Here is a 15,828-nt window from a genome sequence, read left to right as displayed (position 1 = left end):
GATGGCGTTCGGACGATGGTTCCGTCGCGCTCGGCAGCCGGCTGCAGCGGACGATGCCGGGCCGGTCCTGGTGGGCGATATCTGGATGGACGGTCGGGGTCAGAGCGCGAGCAGTTGGCGAGCAACGGCGCGAGCGACCTGGGGCCGGCGCCTCGGCCTCGTGGCGCGCGGCTTCCGTCAGGCCGGCGCGTGGCTGGTCGGGGTTGAGACCCGGTCGGGAGTGGAGAAGCGCTCGATCGACTCAGTGCCGTGGGGACACGGCGGTGGCGTCGGCGGCGGATCTGTCAGCATCGATCGCGTGCTGCGACTGGCCCCCGTGTACGCGGCCGGGCGGCTCCTGGCGTCCAACATTGCGGCGGCCCCGCTGCGGCAGTTCCGGGAATCGGGCGGCACAGTCCAGCAGTTGCCGCTGTCCAGTCTCTTCGCGAGTCCGTCGGTGCAGGGCAACTTCAACGACTGGATCTGGCGAGCCATCCTGTCGATGGTCTACCGCGGCAACGCGGTCGGCTACGTCACCGCGAGGGACTACTACGGCTACCCGACGATGATCGAGTGGCTTCCGATGGATTGGGTTTCGGTTGTCGACTCGATGCCGTCGGGTGAGGGTTCTTTCGTCAATCCGATCTGGTTCATCCTCGGTAACCGCGTGCAGGATCCCAACGACATCGTCCACATCCCGTGGTTCACGCTGCCAGGCAAGGTGCTCGGGCTCAGCCCGATCGGCGCGTTCGCCTCGATGGCGACGACGAACCTGGCCGCGCAGGAGTACATGGAGGCCTGGCACGCCACCGGTGGCGTGCCGCCCGGCACCTTCAAGAACACCACGCAGACGGTGGACCAGGCGGACGCCGCGGTCATCAAGGCGCGGCTGATGGATGCGATCCGCACCCGGCAGCCGATCGTGTACGGCAAGGACTGGGACTACAGTCCGATCACCGTGCCCGCCTACGAGGCTCAGTTCATCGCCACGTTGAAGCTCGGGGCGACGCAGCTGGCGGCGATCTACGGTGTGCCGCCGGAGCTGATCGGCGGGGAGACCGGCGGGTCGATGTCGTACAGCAGTCCGGAGCAGCGCGAGGTTGAGCTGATTCAGCTGACCCTGACGCCATGGATGAGCAAGCTGGACTCGCACCTGTCGATGCTGATCCCGCGTGGCCAGTGCGTGAAGTTCGACGCCGACTCCTTGATCCGTCTCGATCCGCTCACGCGCTGGACGATCTACGAGAAGCAGCGGCTGATCGGCGGCGCGAACACCGACGAGATCCGCAACAAGGAGAACATGCCGCCACTGCCGAACGGTCAGGGGCAGGACTACACGCCGCTCCCGATTCTGGCTGGCCAGCAGATCTCGTCACCTGCGATCCGCAGCGACCCCGAGGAAGATGCCCGTCTGCGGTTGATCCGGGGGAGCGAACAGAAGCATGGCTAACAACGACAGCACCACGCCGACCGCCACTGGAGGCAGCACCGTGGATATCGAACGCCGGTACACCTCCGGCGACACCGGCAAGGCCGAGCTGCGCGCCGACAACGGCGAGAAGCGCATCGGCGGGTACGCCGCCCAGTTCAACCGCCAGAGCAAGAACCTCGGTGGCTTCATTGAGGTGGTCGACCCGATCGCCTTCAACCAGTCCCGCGGCGATGGCTGGCCGGACGTCATCGCCCGCTACAACCACGACGATATGGCCCTGCTTGGCACCACCGCGGCCGGCACGCTGCGGATGAGCCTCGACCAGTACGGCCTCTCGTATGACGTACTGCCGCCGAAGGCGATGGCGCACGTGGTGGAGCTCGTCGAGCGCGGCGACGTCCGCAAGAGCTCGTTCGCGTTCCGCACGGTGACCGACGACTGGTCGACTACCGACCAGGGATACCCGCTGCGGCGCCTCACCGGCGTCCAGCTCGTCGACGTCGCCCCGGTCAACAACCCGGCCTACAACGACACCAGCGCCGGACTCCGGTCACTGGCCACCAAGTTCGACGCTGACTTCGAAGAGGTCCGCTCGATGGCCCAGGCCGACGAGCTGCGGAAGTTCTTCGTGCGCACAGACGGCCCGCAGCCCAAGAAGCCGGCCCGCAGGGGCATGTTCGGCCCGGCTGCTGCCGCGGCGCTGCTGGCCCGCAAGGAAGACCCCTACGTCTGAGGCTCTCAGCCTCCTGCAAGACAAGACCCCCGTCATGCGGGGGCGGTACGCCGTCCTTGGACCGCATAGCCGCACTGCCACGGCGTCGACTTGGGCTCTCCCGGTCGATGTCCGCTCTGGGTGCGGTGAAGCACACAACGGGCCAGCGTGCGACACGAGGAAGTGATCAGCGGACCGCCGGTTGCGCAAAGGCGCCGGCCGCCGACACCCCACGGGGTGTGGGACCGCGTGGGCTCCGCGTTCGAGATCGATTTCGAGCGGACGAGGAGTCCATCCATGTCGGACATGGTTCAGAGGCTGCGCGAGCGGCGCGCCAACGTGTGGGAGCAGATGAAGGGGCTCGCCGACAAGGCGGCCGACGAGAACCGCGCCTTCGAGCCCAGCGAGCAGGGCTCTTGGGATGCGATGAACGACGAGCTGGACAAGCTCGACGAGCGCATCAAGTCGGCGCTGGACACCGAGCAGCGGGCGAAGGAGGCCGACGACGCCTTCGACCGGCTGCACGGGCAGGGTGGCCAGCGCGGGGGCGCCGCGGCCGGCGGCCAGGCTGCTAACCGAGGAGAGCAGCAGGGTGGCGCGGACCGTGGCGAGGAGCTGCGGTCCTTCCTGCGCGGTGAGCGGGGCCGGTTCTACGACGTCAACCCGGACGGGCCGGTCGACTACCGGTCGCTGACCAAGGGTTCGGCGACGGCGGGCGGCAACACGGTTCCGACGTCGTTCTACGACCGGCTGATCGCTCACCTCATCGAGGTGTCCGCGATCATGCAGGCCGGTGCGACGGTCCTGAACACCAACTCTGGCGAGGTCATCCAGGTCCCGAAGACGACGGCGCACTCCAGCGCGTCCATCGTCACCGAGGGCAACGCCATCAGCGCCTCGGACCCGGCGTTCGGTCAGATCCCGCTCGGCGCCTACAAGTACGGCACCATGATCCAGGTGTCGCGCGAGCTCCTGGACGACACCGGTGTCGACCTGGAGGGCTACCTGGCCATGCAGGCCGGCCGTGCGCTGGGCAACGCGTTCGGCGCGCACGCCATGACCGGCACCGGCACCTCGCAGCCGCGTGGTGTCATCACCGACGCCACGCTCGGCGTGACCGGCGGTACGGGCGTCACCGGTGCGTTCTCCGGCGACAACCTGATCGACCTGTTCTTCTCGGTGATCGCGCCGTACCGGGCGTCCGCCTCCTGCAAGTGGATCATGAAGGACTCGACGGTCGCCAACGCCCGCAAGCTCAAGGACACGACCGGGCAGTACATCTGGCAGCCGGGCCTCCAGGCCGGTTCCCCGGACATGATCCTCGGCAAGCCGGTCCTGACCGACCCGAACGTCCCCGCCACCGCCCTGTCGGCGAAGTCGCTCGTGTTCGGCGACTTCAGCCAGTTCTTCGTCCGCTTCGCCGGCGGCGTGCGCTTCGAGCGCTCCGACGACTACGCGTTCAACACGGACCTGGTCACCTTCCGGGCCCTGCTCCGTGCCGACTGCTCCCTCGTGGACCTCACCGGCGCGATCAAGTATTTCCAGGGGAATGCCGCCTGACCTGCATGTTCACGGTTCGGGGGCGGGCTTCGTGGCCGCCCCCGCGCCACCCCTCACCATCAGGAGAACCTCATGGCCAAGGGCCAGCAGAGCCTCGGAAGCGATCTGGCGTTGGCGACTCGCTCTGCGCTCACCGACCTCACCAGCGCCACGGGCACGCCCGCGGGTGGCACCGTCGACGTGACGGGCACCCCGACCCAGGCAACGATCAACAACAACTTCGCGACGCTCGTGCAGCGCGTCAATGCCCTCACGGCTGCCCTGCGCGACGCCGGAATCATCGCCAACTGAGGAGGCCGAACCCATGCGTGTTTGTATGAAGACCGACGTGTCCGGGTCCCGGGACGGCGTGCCCTGGCCCAAGCGTGGCGAGACTCTCGAAGTCTCGGACTCCGAGGGCGCCGACCTGTGTTCCTCCGGGCTCGCCGAGCCGGTCGCCGACTCCGAGCACGACGTCGAGAAAGCCGTGCCTGCCGAGGACGCCGAAGAGCGGGCTCTGACGACGGAGAACTCCGCCGCTGTGACCCCGGGGGCCTCGGAGGAGAAGCCGTCGGCCCCGGCGAAGAAGACCGCGGCAAAGCGGACCCCGGCCAAGCCCGCAGAGAGCAAGTAGAGCTGTGGAGCAGCGCACGTTCGTCCTGACGCTGGAGGCTTCCGGCGAGGTCACGCCAGCGACCTCCGACGACGACTCCACGGAGCCCGATCCCGAGGAGGCTGAGCAATGACCGCAGGACTCGCTTCCAGTCTCGTCTCCGGCTGGCTCAACACGCTTCGCAGCGCGGGCTCCGCGTACAGTGCCGTGACCGCCACCTACGTGCAGCTGCATGTAGGTGATCCCGGCGCGGCCGGCACCAGCAGCGTGAGCGCCGGATCCATCACCCGCAACTCCTTCACCTTCGCCGCCTCGTCCTCCGGGTCGGCGCTGGCGCTCAGCTCCGCACCGTCTGCGTGGACCAACGGAGGCACCAGCGAGACACTCACGCACATCTCCGTGTGGACGGCCAGCACTTCCGGAACGTTCCTGTTCTCGGTGGCCCTGACGGCGTCGCGCGCCTGGGCCTCGTCGGACACTTTCACGCTGTCCACGCTCGGAGCATCGCTCGGGGCACAGGCGGCATGACGCCCTGACGGGGAGGGCGCCGTGACGACCTTTACCGACGACTTCAACCGTGCCAACGGCGCCCCCGGAGCCAACTGGGTCGACGGGACCGGCCTCTGGACCATCGTCTCCAGTCAGCTGTCGTCGGGGGCCGTGGGCGGCACAATCGTCATCCGTGCTGCCACCGCGATGGCCACGAACGACAACTCGGCGCAGGTCACGATCGCCGCCACCGCAGCCGTTAGCCACGGCATCTGGTGTCGCGGCAATACGGGCTTCACGCAGGGCTATCTCTGGCGCAATGACGGCAGTAGCTGGACGTTGTTCAGCGTTGTCGGCGGCTCCTTCACCTCCATCGGCTCATTCGCCGGGGCGGCCGTCGCAGGCGACGTCGCGAAGGTCCAGGCGATCGGCTCCACGATCAAGGGCTTCGTCAACGGCGCAGCCCGCGTGACCGTCACCGACACGGCCGTGACCACAGGCACCAGCATCGGCCTCAGGGCCGAATCCACGTCCTTGCTCAAGTTCGACGACTTCACCGCGGCGGATGTCACCAGCGGTGTCACAGGCGACGCCTCCCTCTCGGTAACCGTCTCGCTGTCGGCCAGCGGCTCGCGAGCCACCACCGGATCTTCGGCACTCTCGGCAACTGCAGGTCTGACAGCGTCGGGTCTACACGCCACGGCGGGTGATTCCGCGCTGACCGCCACGGCCGGGCTGACCGCCGACGGAGTGCGAACCACGAGCGGGACCGCCGGCCTGTCGTCGACGGCGAGCCTGACGGCCGCCGGCACCCGAGGCGTAGGTGGGTCCGCTGCCCTTGTTGCGGCGGTGTCCCTGACTGCCGATGGTGCGGTGGCCGCCAGTGGCACCGGCAACGCGACACTCACCGCGACCGCAATCCTGACCGCTGCAGGCTCTGCCGGGTGCCGCCTCGACGCATCACTCGCCGGCACAGCCGCCCTCGTGGCGGCCGGTGCGGTGGGGGCAGCATCCGGTGGCAGCCTCGCCGTCACCGCAAGCCTCCACGCTTCCGGACAGGTCGCCGGAGCGATCGTCCGTGGCAGCGCTCGGCGAGGAGCAGGATCCCAGGCCGGGGCGCGGCGTGGAGAGCCTGCCGGGCCGCGGGCGCAGCAGGCACAGCCAGCCGCACCGACAGCGAGGGGAGGAGCCCAGTGATCGACCTCGGAGCTGTCTACCAGGTGGCGGTCGATGTCGCCGATGCATCCGGCGCTCCTGCGGACCCGGCGTCAGCGACCCTTACGATCACTCTTCCTGACGGAACGATCGCGAGCCCCTCTGTTCCGCCGCCAGCGACGACTGGGCAGGTGCGCGTCGACTACGTGACCACCCAGGCGGGCCGGCACGTGTGGAGGCTCGTCACGAGCGGCCCGACGACGGCGTATGCGGACGTTTTCGACGTGCAGCCTGCGTTGCCGGTCGGCATCGTGTCGCTGGCGGATGCGCGTGCCCAGTTGAACATGGGCCCGCTGGAGACCGCCGACGATGACGAGCTGCGCGGCTTCGTTGCTGCGGCGACGGGCGCGGTGGAACGGGCGCTGGGGCGGGTTGTGGTGCGCCGGACCATCGTCGAGCGTCAGCAGGTTGGTCGGGCGAGCGAGGTGCTTCTCCGGCGGGTTCCGGTCTTGGCCCTGACGTCCGCGGCGTCGGCAGACGGCTCGACGAGCTGGGATACGGCGAACCTGCGTGTCGACGCCGAGACGGGGCTCCTCACGGTCACGGCTGGCGAACCGTTCGCGGGTGCCATGGACTTCACGTACCAGGCGGGCGCGACCGTCATTCCGGAGGACTACCGGCTCGCAGCGCTGATCATCGTTCAGCACCTGTGGGAGACACAGCGCGGCACGATGGGCGTGCAGCTCGGCGGCGACGGTGAGGCGTACTCACCGGGTCGCGGCTTCGCAATCCCGCGCCGGGCGCTGGAGCTCCTCGACCCGCAGCTGCCGGGGGTGGCCTGATGGCGTGGACGTCCAAGCTCCCCGAAGCGATGGATGCCCTCGTGGCCGCATTCGCGGCCTGGCCCGGACTGGAAGGCGTCACGGTTCGAGACGGGCCGTCGACCTCACAGGCCGCGGTGCAGGAGATCGTGTCGGTCGGCTACACGGGCGGCGAGAACGAGACCGACGCCGAGTCCACGCTGATGACTGAGGGTGTGGGCGGGGGCGTGGATCGCGAGCAGTTCACCATCCGCTGCGCCACCGCGGTCCTCATTGGCGGCGACGGCGCTGCTGCCGCCCGGCGACGTGCTTACGCGCTGCTCGCCGAGGCGGGTGCGGCTATCGCTGCCGACAGGCGCCTCGGTGGCAGCGTCATGCGGGCGATGATCGCATCGCACGCTCTGACGATGGACCAGACGCCCAAGGGGGCGCAGGCGGTCGTCGTGTTCGAGGTCTCCTGCGACGCCTACAGCGGCTCTTGATCGGTCGAAGCGCCGGCCTGACGCTTGTAGGCGTTGACCAGGCCCACCACGGCCCACAGTGTCTGGAATCCGAACAGCGCGTGAAACCAGGACGGGGCGGCTGACAGCGAACCCCAGATGAGGAACGCGAGCAGCGTCATCCCGCCTGTGAAGATCAGCAGCCATGCCCACGCCTTGCCCACCGACGCAGGCCGCTGCTGGGCCTGCTTGTCGTCCGTATCCACGATCGTCCCCCCTGTGCGCTCTAGGCGCGGATCGTCCCATTCCCCGGTATCCGGGTCAACGTAATCGACAAGGAGAAGCGGATGACCGCGCTCGTCACCCAAGTCGTCCCGAATGTGGGCGTCGACATCTCTACCTCGCTGGTGGCAGCCACCAACGGGGACACGGCCGCATGCGGATCCGGCACGTTCCTGCTCGTCAAGAACGCGAGCGGCGCAGGCATCACCGTCACGCTGACGACGCCCGGCGTGGTCGACGGCCGTCTCGCCATCGCGGACAGCACGTCGCCGTCCATCAACCTGACCACCGGTCTCGGCCTCATTCCGCTGCCCGCCTCGCTGTACGCGGACCCGACGACGGGCCTGGCGACGATCAACTACTCGGCCACGTCGTCGGTGACCGTCGCGGTGGTGAGGGTCCCGTGAGCGACACGATCGTCATGCGGCACCCCACCTTGCCGCCTGCCCAGGAGATCGAAGTTCCGCGCGACGCCATGCCGCACTACAGCGGCGCCGGCTGGCAGCAGGTGCCGGCCGAGGAACTGGAGCAGCGAGCCGCGCTGAAGGCGCAGGCCGAAGCCGACGCCGCCGAGACCGCAGACGAGCCGGAGCAGACGGAGCCGGCGGAACCCACCGAGAAGCCGGCGCGGTCGCGCGTCAAGGCGTCCCAGAAGACCGAGGAGAGCTGACTATGGTCGCCACGCCGATCACCGCCACGTCCCGCTACATCCCGCCGGGCACGACCCGCTACTACTGGGTCGCGACCATCGCGAACAAGAACTCGCCCACGAGGTCGGAGCTGAACGCGGGTTCGGACCTGACCGCGGAGATCGCGTCCGTCTCGGGCTTCGCGACGAACTCCGACCAGCAGGACACCCCCGACCTCGGCTCGCGCTTCGTGTCGAAGATCCCGGGCCGGATCACCGCCGACGACAGCTCGATCACCCTGTACATGTCGTCGACGTCCAGCGACGTGCGCACCCTGCTGCCTCGCGACACCGCCGGGTACATCTGCATCTTCCCCGAGGGCGACACCGCGGGCCTCAAGTACGACGTCTTCCCCGTGAAGGTCACCGGCCAGCCGAAGAGCAGGGACGTCGAGAACCCGGCGCAGATCACCATCCAGTTCTCGGTGACCAGCATCCCGGTCGAGAACATCACGGTGCCGTAATGCCCGGCGAGTGGGGGCTGCGCCACGGGAACGACCTGCGGCGCATCTCCCGCGAACTGCGCGGGATCGACAACAAGGAGATCAAAAAGCGGTTCACCCGGGAGCTCCGCGCTGCCGCCAAGCCGCTCGTCCCCGTGGTCCGCAACTCGATCCGATCCATCCCCTCGAAGCGCGCCTACAGCCCGGAAGGGCTGCGTGGGAACCTTGCCCGCGCCACGAGGCTGGAAGTCCGCACCGTCGGGCGCCAGGCCGGAGTCGCGATCCGCGTCGACGGCCGCAAGATGCCGACCCATATGAAGGGTCTACCGAAGGCCGTCGAGGGCACCAAACGCTGGCGGCACCCCGTCTTCGGCAACCGCGAGAACTGGGTCAACCAGCCGAAACAGCCCTACTTCTTCCACGTCGTTCGACCGCTCGGCCCGGCCTCCCGCAGGGCTGTCAACCGCGTCCTCGACGGGATCTCACGAGACATCCGCTAGGAGAACCATGGCCCTGTCCCGCGACGGCATCCTCGGAGCCGTAGACGTTCAGATCGAAAAGGTCCCCGTCCCCGAGTGGGGTGACGAGGTCATCATCCGCGGCCTCACCGGCGACGAACTCGACGCCTTCCAGGGATCCGTCAGGCAGTTCCGGCCCACCTTCGACGGCAAGGGCATGGAGGCCGTCCTCGTCCAGGAAGGCATGCGCGCGAAGCTCCTCGTGAAGTGCCTCATCGACGAGGCCGGGGAGCGCCTGTTCACTGACCAGGACGCCCCCGCGCTCGGCGCGAAGAACGGCGCCGTGATCGACAAGCTGTACGACGTCGCCGCCCGCCTCTCCGGCCTGTCCGAGGAGGAGAAGCAGGAGCTGGAGGGAAACTCCGATCCGGCGGAGAGCGCCGGTTCTACTTCCTCCTAGCCCGAGACGTCTTCCACTGCTCGGTGGCCGCGATGCTCCGCCAGGTCTCAGCTCACGAACTGGCGGAGTGGGAGATCTTCTACCAGATCGAAGCCGAGGAACGCGAAGCCGCCGAGAACGAGGCCACCGAGTCCCACAACCGCAACTGGCCCTGACCTGACCACCCGATGAAGGGAGGCGTCATGGCCAGCTCCAGCATCATCTACCGGCTCATCGCCCACGACTTGGCATCGAAGACCTTCAACAACGTAGGCCGGTCGGCCAGCAAGACGGAATCGGCGCTGGCGAAGCTGGGTGCCACCGCCGTCAAGGCCGGCGCGGCGCTTGCCGCCGGTCTTGCCGTGGGCCTGGCCAAGGGCGCCAAGGATGCGAGCCGCTTCCAGGCAGAGATGACCCGCATCTCCACGCAGGCTGGCGGCACCGCGAAGGACGTGAAAGTCCTGAGTGACGCGGTCCTGAAGCTCGGCACGAGCACCCAGCAGGGCCCCCAGCACCTCGCCGAGTCGCTGTACCACCTCAAGAGCGTCGGCATGGACAACGTTCAGGCGATGAAGGCGCTCAAGGAGGCCTCCGACCTGGCCGCGGTGGGGCACGCCAACCTCGAGGAGACCACCAACGCACTCGCGGGCGCGTGGCGTACCGGCATCAAGGGCGCCACCTCGTTCCATGAGGCCGTGTCCACGGTGAACGCGATCATCGGCGCGGGCAACATGTCGATGGACCAGTTCAACGCGGCCATCGGCACCGGCATCCTCCCGTCGGCGAAGACCTTTGGCCTGTCGATGAAGCAGGTCGGCGCCGCGCTCGCGCTGATGACCGACGAGGGCATCGACTCCGCGTCGGCCGCGACCCGGCTGCGCATGAGCTTCTCCCTGTTGGGCGCCCCGTCCGGTGCGGCCGAGAAGCAGCTGAAGAAGATCGGGCTTACCGGTCTCAACCTCGCGGACGCCATGCGCGGCCCCAAGGGCTTGATCGGCGCCATCGGGCTGCTGAAGGAGCACCTCGACAAGTCGGGCCTGTCCGCGTCCAAGCAGTCTCAGCTGCTCTCGCGTGCATTCGGTGGCGGCCGCTCCTCGAGCGGCATCCTGCTCATGCTCAACAACCTCGACGTGCTCGAGAAGAAGCAGGAGCAGATCAACCACTCCACGGGCAAGTTCGACGACGCGGTCAAGATGCAGCGCAAGACCGCGGAAGCCCAATGGCACCTGCTCACCTCGAATCTCGAAGTGATGGGTATCCGGGTCGGTACGAAGGTGCTGCCGCCCGTCACGGACTTCGTCCACTTCCTGGCGACGACCGCGATGCCCGCGGCGGCCGACTTCGGCAAGGTGATGCGGGATCTGATCCCGGTCGGTGCGATCAAGCGAAGTGTCGGCGAGGCCAAGTCGACGCTGTCCGGCTTCTTCTCCGGCCTCACGGGCGGAAAGTCACCCAGCTCCATGCTCGGCGACTTCATGGACGGCCTGACCGGCAAGGGCTCGAAGAAGGCCGCGCCGAAGCTCACGAGCCCGTCTGTGGCCCTGACGGTGCCGCAGGCTCCCCGGTTGCTGGCGAAGCCTCAGAAGGCCGTCACTCCCGCCCTGAAGGCGCCTGCGGTGCCTCGGCTGCTGGCGCGGCCTGGCTCGCTCAACGCTCCCGCGCTGTTCAAGCCGAAGTCGGATCCCGGCATGCTGGCCCTGCCGAAGGCGGTGAAGCCCCCGAAGTCCGCTGCGGAGAAGATCGGCGCCCAGATCCGCGACGCGATCAGTGGCGGCTTCAAGGACATCGACTGGAGTGGTCTCGGCAGCATCCTCGGCAAGGGCCTGGGGGATGCGATCGGCTGGGTCGCCCAGCACACCGCCGATTTCACGAAGAAGATCGCCAAGATTCTCGGGGGAATCGACTTTGTGCAGATCGGGAAGTCCTTCGGTGCTTCCGCGATCCCGCTCGCGATCGGTTTCATCACCAGCCTCTTCGACCCGCTCTTCAGCCTCGACTTCTGGAAGAAGCACTGGCTTGACACGATCATCGCGGTCATCTCGATCATCCCGATCGGCCGTGTCGCCGGAGCCCTCGGCAAGGTATTCGAGCACCTGCCGTTCCTGAAGATCTTCGAGCCGCTGCTCCGCGGCGTCAGCAAGCTGGGCGGCTATCTAGAGAAGGCCGTCGGCAAGGCCACGAAGTTCTTCGGAAAGAGCCTGTGGGAGGGAATCGCCAAGGTCTTCCCCGAAGCCGCCCGCGTCCTGGAGCGCGAGGCCGGACTGCTCACCACGAGGATCGGCTCGTTGGGCCTGGACCTCATGGCGAAGGGCAAGGGAGCGATTCTCTGGCTCGGCCGCGGCATCCGCGACGGTGCTGGGTTCGTGATCTCGAAGATCGGCGAGGTCATCGCCCTGCTGCTGAAGCCGTTCGCGAAGGCCGGCAGCTGGCTGATCAGCAAGGGTCGTGTCCTGCTCACTGGCCTCAAGGATGGCGTCGTCGCTGGCGCCAAGGGCATCGGTGGCTTTCTGTGGAGGTGGGTGGGCAAGCCCGCAGTCGACGCTTTCAAGAGCTCCGGATCCTGGCTGTTGTCCAGGGGGCGCAGCATGGTCGGCGGATTCAAGTCCGGCTCGGTGGCCGCAGCGAAGGGCATCGGAGGCTTCGCGAACAAGTGGGTCATCCGCCCCGTCGTCGACGCCTTCAGCGGCGCCGGGTCCTGGCTCTGGACGAAGGGCGCAGGGCTGGTCTCGGGCTTCAGGTCGGGAACGGTGTCCGCAGCGAAGGGCATAGGGGGCTGGATCAGCCGCACAGTGATCAAGCCCGTCACCGGCGCGTTCAGTAAGGCCGGGTCGTGGCTGGTGTCGGCCGGCGGCCACCTGCTGTCGGGTCTGAAGTCGGGCATTGTCGGCGCCATCAAGGGCATCGGCGGCTGGATCAAGAAGTGGTTCATCGACCCGATCGTGACCGCGGTCAAGCACTTCTTCGGGATCAAGAGCCCGAGTCGTGTCTTCATGGGTATCGGTGGCCACTTGGTCGGCGGCCTCCTCAAGGGCATGGCTACAACTAGCGGGACCGCCATCGCGAAGAGGATCTTCGGTGACCTGCCGCACGCGTTGTCCAGCATCGTTCACAAGGGGCTAGTCGCCGTAAAGAAGCTGCCGGGCAAGGCCGTCGATGCGCTGAGCTCGATCGGAGACTCGATCGGCCTCGGCGACAGCTCGACGTCTGGCAGTGCCCAGCAGTTCGCTCAGGCGGCCCTCAAGAGCTACGGCTGGGGACCTTCGCAGTGGCCTGCCCTGAAGGCGCTGTGGAACGGCGAGTCTGGGTGGAACTACCGGGCCACCAACGCCTCGTCGGGCGCCTATGGCATTCCTCAGGCGCTGCCGGCGAGCAAGATGGCATCGGCCGGATCGGACTGGAAGACCAACGCTGCCACCCAGATCCGGTGGGGTCTGTCGTACATCAAGTCGCGGTACGGCAGCCCGGCCAACGCGTGGTCGCAGTGGCAGGCCCGCAGCCCGCACTGGTACGCCAAGGGCACGGGTGGCGCAGCCCGGGGCTTGGCGTGGGTCGGCGAACGTGGTCCTGAGCTGGTGAATTTCAAGGGCGGCGAGGACGTCCTGTCCAACCCGCAGTCCATGGCGTTCGCCAAGGCCAACGGCATCAAGCTGCCTGGATACGTCTCCGGCACCATCTCCAACGCCGCGGACCGCATTCGCCGGGACAAGCAGCGGGTCGAAGACGCGAAGGACGCGCTGGCGGCGGCTAAGCGCCGGCACAAGGGTGTTGCCGCGGCGGAGAAGCGGCTCAAGGCGGCGGAAGCAGAGCTGAAGGCCGCGAACATTTCCCTGTCCAACGCCCGGCGGTCCTCGAAGACCAGCATCGCCAACACGATCGCGACCGGCCTGCAGAAGACGCTGGCCACGGGAACGTCGTCGGCAATCGCCTCCGCGATCAAGAGCCTGGCCACCAAGCTCCTGAATGCTGGCTTCACCGGGACCGCGAAGTCCGTCATGTCGAGGGGCAGCTCTCTGGGGAGGCTCGCCGACAAGCGGGCGTCGATCCAGGCGTCGATCAACGCGGCGAACCAGTACGCGTCCGATCAGGCGTCGAACATCCGGGACTTCCTCAATGTCAGCGGGACGACGGCTGTGGACGTCGGCACGCTCATCGCCCAGATGAGCAGCCAGCAGAAGACAGCCTCTGGCTTCGTGTCGCTGACCAGGTCCCTGAAGGGGCGCGGCGCATCGAAGGATCTCCTTGCGCAACTGTCGGAGGCCGGTCCGGGCAGTCAGCTCGCGACGATCCTCGGCGACACTGCGGTCACCACGCAGGACATTCAGAAGCTGAACCAGCTGGTTGCCTCTGGCGGCAAGCTGGCCACCAGCTTCGGCCGGGACATGGCGGACCTGATGTACGACAGCGGCAAGGACGCCTCACGGGGCTTCTTGGCCGGTCTGCAGAGCCAGCAGAAGGCTCTGGAGAAGCAGATGTCCGCGCTCGCGGCGGCCCTGGTCAAGCAGGTCAAGAAGGCCCTGAAGATCAAGAGCCCGAGTCAGGTGTTCCGCGACGAGGTCGGCAAGAACGTCGTCCTCGGCATGGCTCACGGCATCGACCTGCACGGCCACCTCGTCGGCGCCGCAACCCAGCGGCTCGCCGACACCGCTACCGGCGTCTCCATGCGTCGCCGTTACGTTCCGACCGCAGCCAGCAGCCGGAACACGCCGGACCTGGAGGAAGTGTGGCAGCGCCTCGCCACCGCGATCGAGGCCTCCGGCTCCGAGGTGCACGTCCACTTCAACGACGACCGGCTCCGCGACCTCGTCGACGTCCAGATCAAACCGAAGATCAAGGCGTCCGAGGACCGGCAGGCACACCGGGCAAGGGTGGGGAGGCGCGGGTGACGATCTCGTTCGGGACTGCGGGAACGCAGGCCACCCACACCGACACGGTGACGCCCGCCCTGGTGGGCGCCGCCGGCGACCTGGCGATCCTGCAGGTCCTCTCAGGGCACCCGAACGACTCGCAGCCGTCCACGCCGTCCGGCTGGGTTCTGGTGGGTTCGGTCTCGGGCGGCGGAGGCACGTTCGGTGCCTCCGCCGGCCCCAGGCGGCTCACCTGGTTTGCCCGCGTCCTGACCGGTGGCGACGGCAACCCGACCACCTCAATCCCATCCGGGTCGGCTGGCTCCGTCATCGCCGGCCGCGTCCTCAACCTGACGCGGACGGCGGGGACCGGGTGGCGATGGGCTGCCACCTTCGGACAGGACACGACGTCTGGCACCGCCTTCTCCGTGGCCTGCTCCGCAGCGCTCACCTTCAAGACCGGCGACTTCACCGTCCTCGGGTACGGCGTCGCATCCAACGCCGACTCCTACAGCGTCGAGGCCGTGACCGCGAGCGGTATCACCTTCGGCACCGTCACCGAGCGGAGCGATGCAGCTGTCGCGACGGGCAATGGTGAAACGACGGCCCTCGCCACTTGCACCGTCTCGTCCGGCGCGGCCACGCAGGCGCCTACGGTTACCGCGACCCTGGCGGCAGCATCCACTGGCATTGCCGGCGTGCTTCGCGTGCGGGAGGCCAGCTCGTCCGTCACCGCCAGCCCGCAGACCGCGTCGCCACCCCGCAACCTCGTGTCGGCGACGGGTCTGACCGGCGACGACATCACCACCGTCACTCTGTACCGGCAGGTCGGCACCGACCTCACGCCAGTACGGGCGGCCAGCGGAATCGACGTCACCGGGCAAAGCAGCCTGCTGCGCGTGGATGCCGAGCAGCCGTTCGGGATCTCCCTCACCTACGCTGCCGTCCTCACAGATGTCAACGGCGCCCAGTGGACCGTGTACTCCAGCCCGATCACATCCACGGTTGCCGCCGATGTCATCTCGGATGCGGTCCGCGGCGTCGGCGCCGCAGTGAAAATTGAGAGCCCACTGGAGAAGAAGCGCGACCGGGACGCCACGAGCTTCAACGTCGGCGGCAGGATCGTCGTCGTCGGACGCCCCCGGTCCGCCCCGTCTTCAAGCATCACCGTTCGCACCGAGACCGACGAGGACGGAGACGCCCTCAACGAGCTGCTGGACAACGCCACCGAAGGCGTCATCCTCCTGCGCAAGCAGACTAGCCTTCCGCGCCTGGACGGCTCCTACGCGCTGCTCAGCGACAACGAGGCACCCACCTGGTACGACGAGTTCCGGTGGTTCACCCTCGACGTCGTCAAAGCCGACGACTGGCCCGACACCATGGAGGCGGCGGGGTTCACGCTCGCTGATATCGCCAACAATTTCTCGACCCTCGCTGACCTGTCCGCAGCCTTCGCAACGCTGCTTGCGATCGCCCAATACGACTTCGGGTGAC

General features: G+C 67.8%; 18 protein-coding genes. 17 read left to right on the top strand and 1 reads right to left on the bottom strand.

Annotated features, from left to right (window positions below):
- The first annotated feature begins 1 nt into the window (after nucleotide 1).
- From ACZ7OY_RS37345 to ACZ7OY_RS37305, 9 genes are all read left to right on the top strand, one after another.
- The gene (locus tag ACZ7OY_RS37345) at nucleotides 2–1,429 is read left to right on the top strand and encodes a phage portal protein (protein WP_472250026.1); all 1,428 of its coding nucleotides are present in this window, start codon (nucleotides 2–4) and stop codon (nucleotides 1,427–1,429) included.
- Complete coding sequence (locus ACZ7OY_RS37340) at nucleotides 1,422–2,144, top strand: HK97 family phage prohead protease (protein WP_472250025.1); 723 nt, start codon at nucleotides 1,422–1,424, stop codon at nucleotides 2,142–2,144. The genes ACZ7OY_RS37345 and ACZ7OY_RS37340 overlap by 8 nt, the downstream gene beginning before the upstream one ends.
- Nucleotides 2,145–2,420: 276 nt before the next feature.
- Nucleotides 2,421–3,683 carry a phage major capsid protein gene (locus ACZ7OY_RS37335; RefSeq protein ID WP_472250024.1) on the top strand — a complete coding sequence of 421 codons (1,263 nt, stop codon included), beginning with the start codon at nucleotides 2,421–2,423 and terminating at the stop codon, nucleotides 3,681–3,683.
- A gap of 72 nt (nucleotides 3,684–3,755) precedes the next feature.
- The gene (locus ACZ7OY_RS37330) at nucleotides 3,756–3,974 is read left to right on the top strand and encodes a hypothetical protein (protein ID WP_472250023.1); all 219 of its coding nucleotides are present in this window, start codon (nucleotides 3,756–3,758) and stop codon (nucleotides 3,972–3,974) included.
- A 13-nt stretch (nucleotides 3,975–3,987) separates the two neighbouring features.
- Complete coding sequence (locus tag ACZ7OY_RS37325) at nucleotides 3,988–4,296, top strand: hypothetical protein (protein WP_472250022.1); 309 nt, start codon at nucleotides 3,988–3,990, stop codon at nucleotides 4,294–4,296.
- A 108-nt stretch (nucleotides 4,297–4,404) separates the two neighbouring features.
- On the top strand, nucleotides 4,405–4,803 hold the full coding sequence (locus ACZ7OY_RS37320; protein ID WP_472250021.1) for a phage tail fiber protein: 399 nt from the start codon (nucleotides 4,405–4,407) through the stop codon (nucleotides 4,801–4,803).
- Between the two features lie 21 nt (nucleotides 4,804–4,824).
- Entirely contained in the window at nucleotides 4,825–5,961 is a 1,137-nt protein-coding gene (locus ACZ7OY_RS37315) for a hypothetical protein (protein ID WP_472250020.1), read from the top strand.
- Complete coding sequence (locus ACZ7OY_RS37310) at nucleotides 5,958–6,761, top strand: head-tail connector protein (RefSeq protein ID WP_472250019.1); 804 nt, start codon at nucleotides 5,958–5,960, stop codon at nucleotides 6,759–6,761. The genes ACZ7OY_RS37315 and ACZ7OY_RS37310 overlap by 4 nt, the downstream gene beginning before the upstream one ends.
- Nucleotides 6,761–7,222, top strand: a complete 462-nt coding sequence (locus tag ACZ7OY_RS37305) for a hypothetical protein (RefSeq protein WP_472250018.1) — start codon at nucleotides 6,761–6,763, stop codon at nucleotides 7,220–7,222. Before ACZ7OY_RS37310 ends, ACZ7OY_RS37305 begins: the two co-directional genes overlap by 1 nt.
- Here the strand turns inward: ACZ7OY_RS37305 and ACZ7OY_RS37300 are convergent.
- Nucleotides 7,207–7,446, bottom strand: a complete 240-nt coding sequence (locus tag ACZ7OY_RS37300) for a hypothetical protein (protein ID WP_472250017.1) — start codon at nucleotides 7,444–7,446, stop codon at nucleotides 7,207–7,209. The two genes, ACZ7OY_RS37305 and ACZ7OY_RS37300, sit on opposite strands and share 16 nt — an antisense overlap.
- 81 nt (nucleotides 7,447–7,527) lie before the next feature.
- Here ACZ7OY_RS37300 and ACZ7OY_RS37295 point away from each other — a divergent pair, with 81 nt between their 5' ends.
- From ACZ7OY_RS37295 to ACZ7OY_RS37260, 8 genes are read left to right on the top strand one after another with little or no spacing between them, the layout of a single operon-like run.
- The gene (locus tag ACZ7OY_RS37295; protein ID WP_472250016.1) at nucleotides 7,528–7,869 is read left to right on the top strand and encodes a hypothetical protein; all 342 of its coding nucleotides are present in this window, start codon (nucleotides 7,528–7,530) and stop codon (nucleotides 7,867–7,869) included.
- Entirely contained in the window at nucleotides 7,866–8,132 is a 267-nt protein-coding gene (locus ACZ7OY_RS37290) for a hypothetical protein (protein WP_472250015.1), read from the top strand. The genes ACZ7OY_RS37295 and ACZ7OY_RS37290 overlap by 4 nt, the downstream gene beginning before the upstream one ends.
- A 2-nt stretch (nucleotides 8,133–8,134) precedes the next feature.
- Entirely contained in the window at nucleotides 8,135–8,614 is a 480-nt protein-coding gene (locus tag ACZ7OY_RS37285; protein ID WP_472250014.1) for a phage tail tube protein, read from the top strand.
- Entirely contained in the window at nucleotides 8,614–9,093 is a 480-nt protein-coding gene (locus tag ACZ7OY_RS37280) for a hypothetical protein (RefSeq protein ID WP_472250013.1), read from the top strand. The genes ACZ7OY_RS37285 and ACZ7OY_RS37280 overlap by 1 nt, the downstream gene beginning before the upstream one ends.
- A gap of 7 nt (nucleotides 9,094–9,100) precedes the next feature.
- Nucleotides 9,101–9,511 carry a hypothetical protein gene (locus tag ACZ7OY_RS37275; protein WP_472250012.1) on the top strand — a complete coding sequence of 137 codons (411 nt, stop codon included), beginning with the start codon at nucleotides 9,101–9,103 and terminating at the stop codon, nucleotides 9,509–9,511.
- Nucleotides 9,512–9,543: 32 nt separating this feature from the next.
- The gene (locus ACZ7OY_RS37270) at nucleotides 9,544–9,666 is read left to right on the top strand and encodes a hypothetical protein (RefSeq protein ID WP_472250011.1); all 123 of its coding nucleotides are present in this window, start codon (nucleotides 9,544–9,546) and stop codon (nucleotides 9,664–9,666) included.
- A gap of 27 nt (nucleotides 9,667–9,693) precedes the next feature.
- Nucleotides 9,694–14,373: a phage tail tape measure protein gene (locus tag ACZ7OY_RS37265; RefSeq protein WP_472250010.1), complete on the top strand. Its 4,680-nt coding sequence runs from the start codon at nucleotides 9,694–9,696 to the stop codon at nucleotides 14,371–14,373.
- Nucleotides 14,370–15,827 carry a hypothetical protein gene (locus ACZ7OY_RS37260; protein ID WP_472250009.1) on the top strand — a complete coding sequence of 486 codons (1,458 nt, stop codon included), beginning with the start codon at nucleotides 14,370–14,372 and terminating at the stop codon, nucleotides 15,825–15,827. The genes ACZ7OY_RS37265 and ACZ7OY_RS37260 overlap by 4 nt, the downstream gene beginning before the upstream one ends.
- Nucleotide 15,828 lies beyond the last annotated feature (1 nt).

The organism is Streptomyces sp. NPDC107559 (genome assembly GCF_055657365.1).
This window is presented reverse-complemented; position numbering and strand designations above follow the sequence as displayed.

What these genes read in the sequence shown, in the direction of transcription:
- ACZ7OY_RS37335 (WP_472250024.1), top strand. Translation starts at nt 2,421, where the DNA reads ATGTCGGACATGGTTCAGAGGCTGCGCGAGCGGCGCGCCAACGTGTGG.
- ACZ7OY_RS37340 (WP_472250025.1), top strand. Translation starts at nt 1,422, where the DNA reads ATGGCTAACAACGACAGCACCACGCCGACCGCCACTGGAGGCAGCACC.
- ACZ7OY_RS37325 (WP_472250022.1), top strand. Translation starts at nt 3,988, where the DNA reads ATGCGTGTTTGTATGAAGACCGACGTGTCCGGGTCCCGGGACGGCGTG.
- ACZ7OY_RS37330 (WP_472250023.1), top strand. Translation starts at nt 3,756, where the DNA reads ATGGCCAAGGGCCAGCAGAGCCTCGGAAGCGATCTGGCGTTGGCGACT.
- ACZ7OY_RS37280 (WP_472250013.1), top strand. Translation starts at nt 8,614, where the DNA reads ATGCCCGGCGAGTGGGGGCTGCGCCACGGGAACGACCTGCGGCGCATC.
- ACZ7OY_RS37270 (WP_472250011.1), top strand. Translation starts at nt 9,544, where the DNA reads ATGCTCCGCCAGGTCTCAGCTCACGAACTGGCGGAGTGGGAGATCTTC.
- ACZ7OY_RS37305 (WP_472250018.1), top strand. Translation starts at nt 6,761, where the DNA reads ATGGCGTGGACGTCCAAGCTCCCCGAAGCGATGGATGCCCTCGTGGCC.
- ACZ7OY_RS37285 (WP_472250014.1), top strand. Translation starts at nt 8,135, where the DNA reads ATGGTCGCCACGCCGATCACCGCCACGTCCCGCTACATCCCGCCGGGC.
- ACZ7OY_RS37265 (WP_472250010.1), top strand. Translation starts at nt 9,694, where the DNA reads ATGGCCAGCTCCAGCATCATCTACCGGCTCATCGCCCACGACTTGGCA.
- ACZ7OY_RS37320 (WP_472250021.1), top strand. Translation starts at nt 4,405, where the DNA reads ATGACCGCAGGACTCGCTTCCAGTCTCGTCTCCGGCTGGCTCAACACG.
- ACZ7OY_RS37275 (WP_472250012.1), top strand. Translation starts at nt 9,101, where the DNA reads ATGGCCCTGTCCCGCGACGGCATCCTCGGAGCCGTAGACGTTCAGATC.
- ACZ7OY_RS37345 (WP_472250026.1), top strand. Translation starts at nt 2, where the DNA reads ATGGCGTTCGGACGATGGTTCCGTCGCGCTCGGCAGCCGGCTGCAGCG.
- ACZ7OY_RS37295 (WP_472250016.1), top strand. Translation starts at nt 7,528, where the DNA reads ATGACCGCGCTCGTCACCCAAGTCGTCCCGAATGTGGGCGTCGACATC.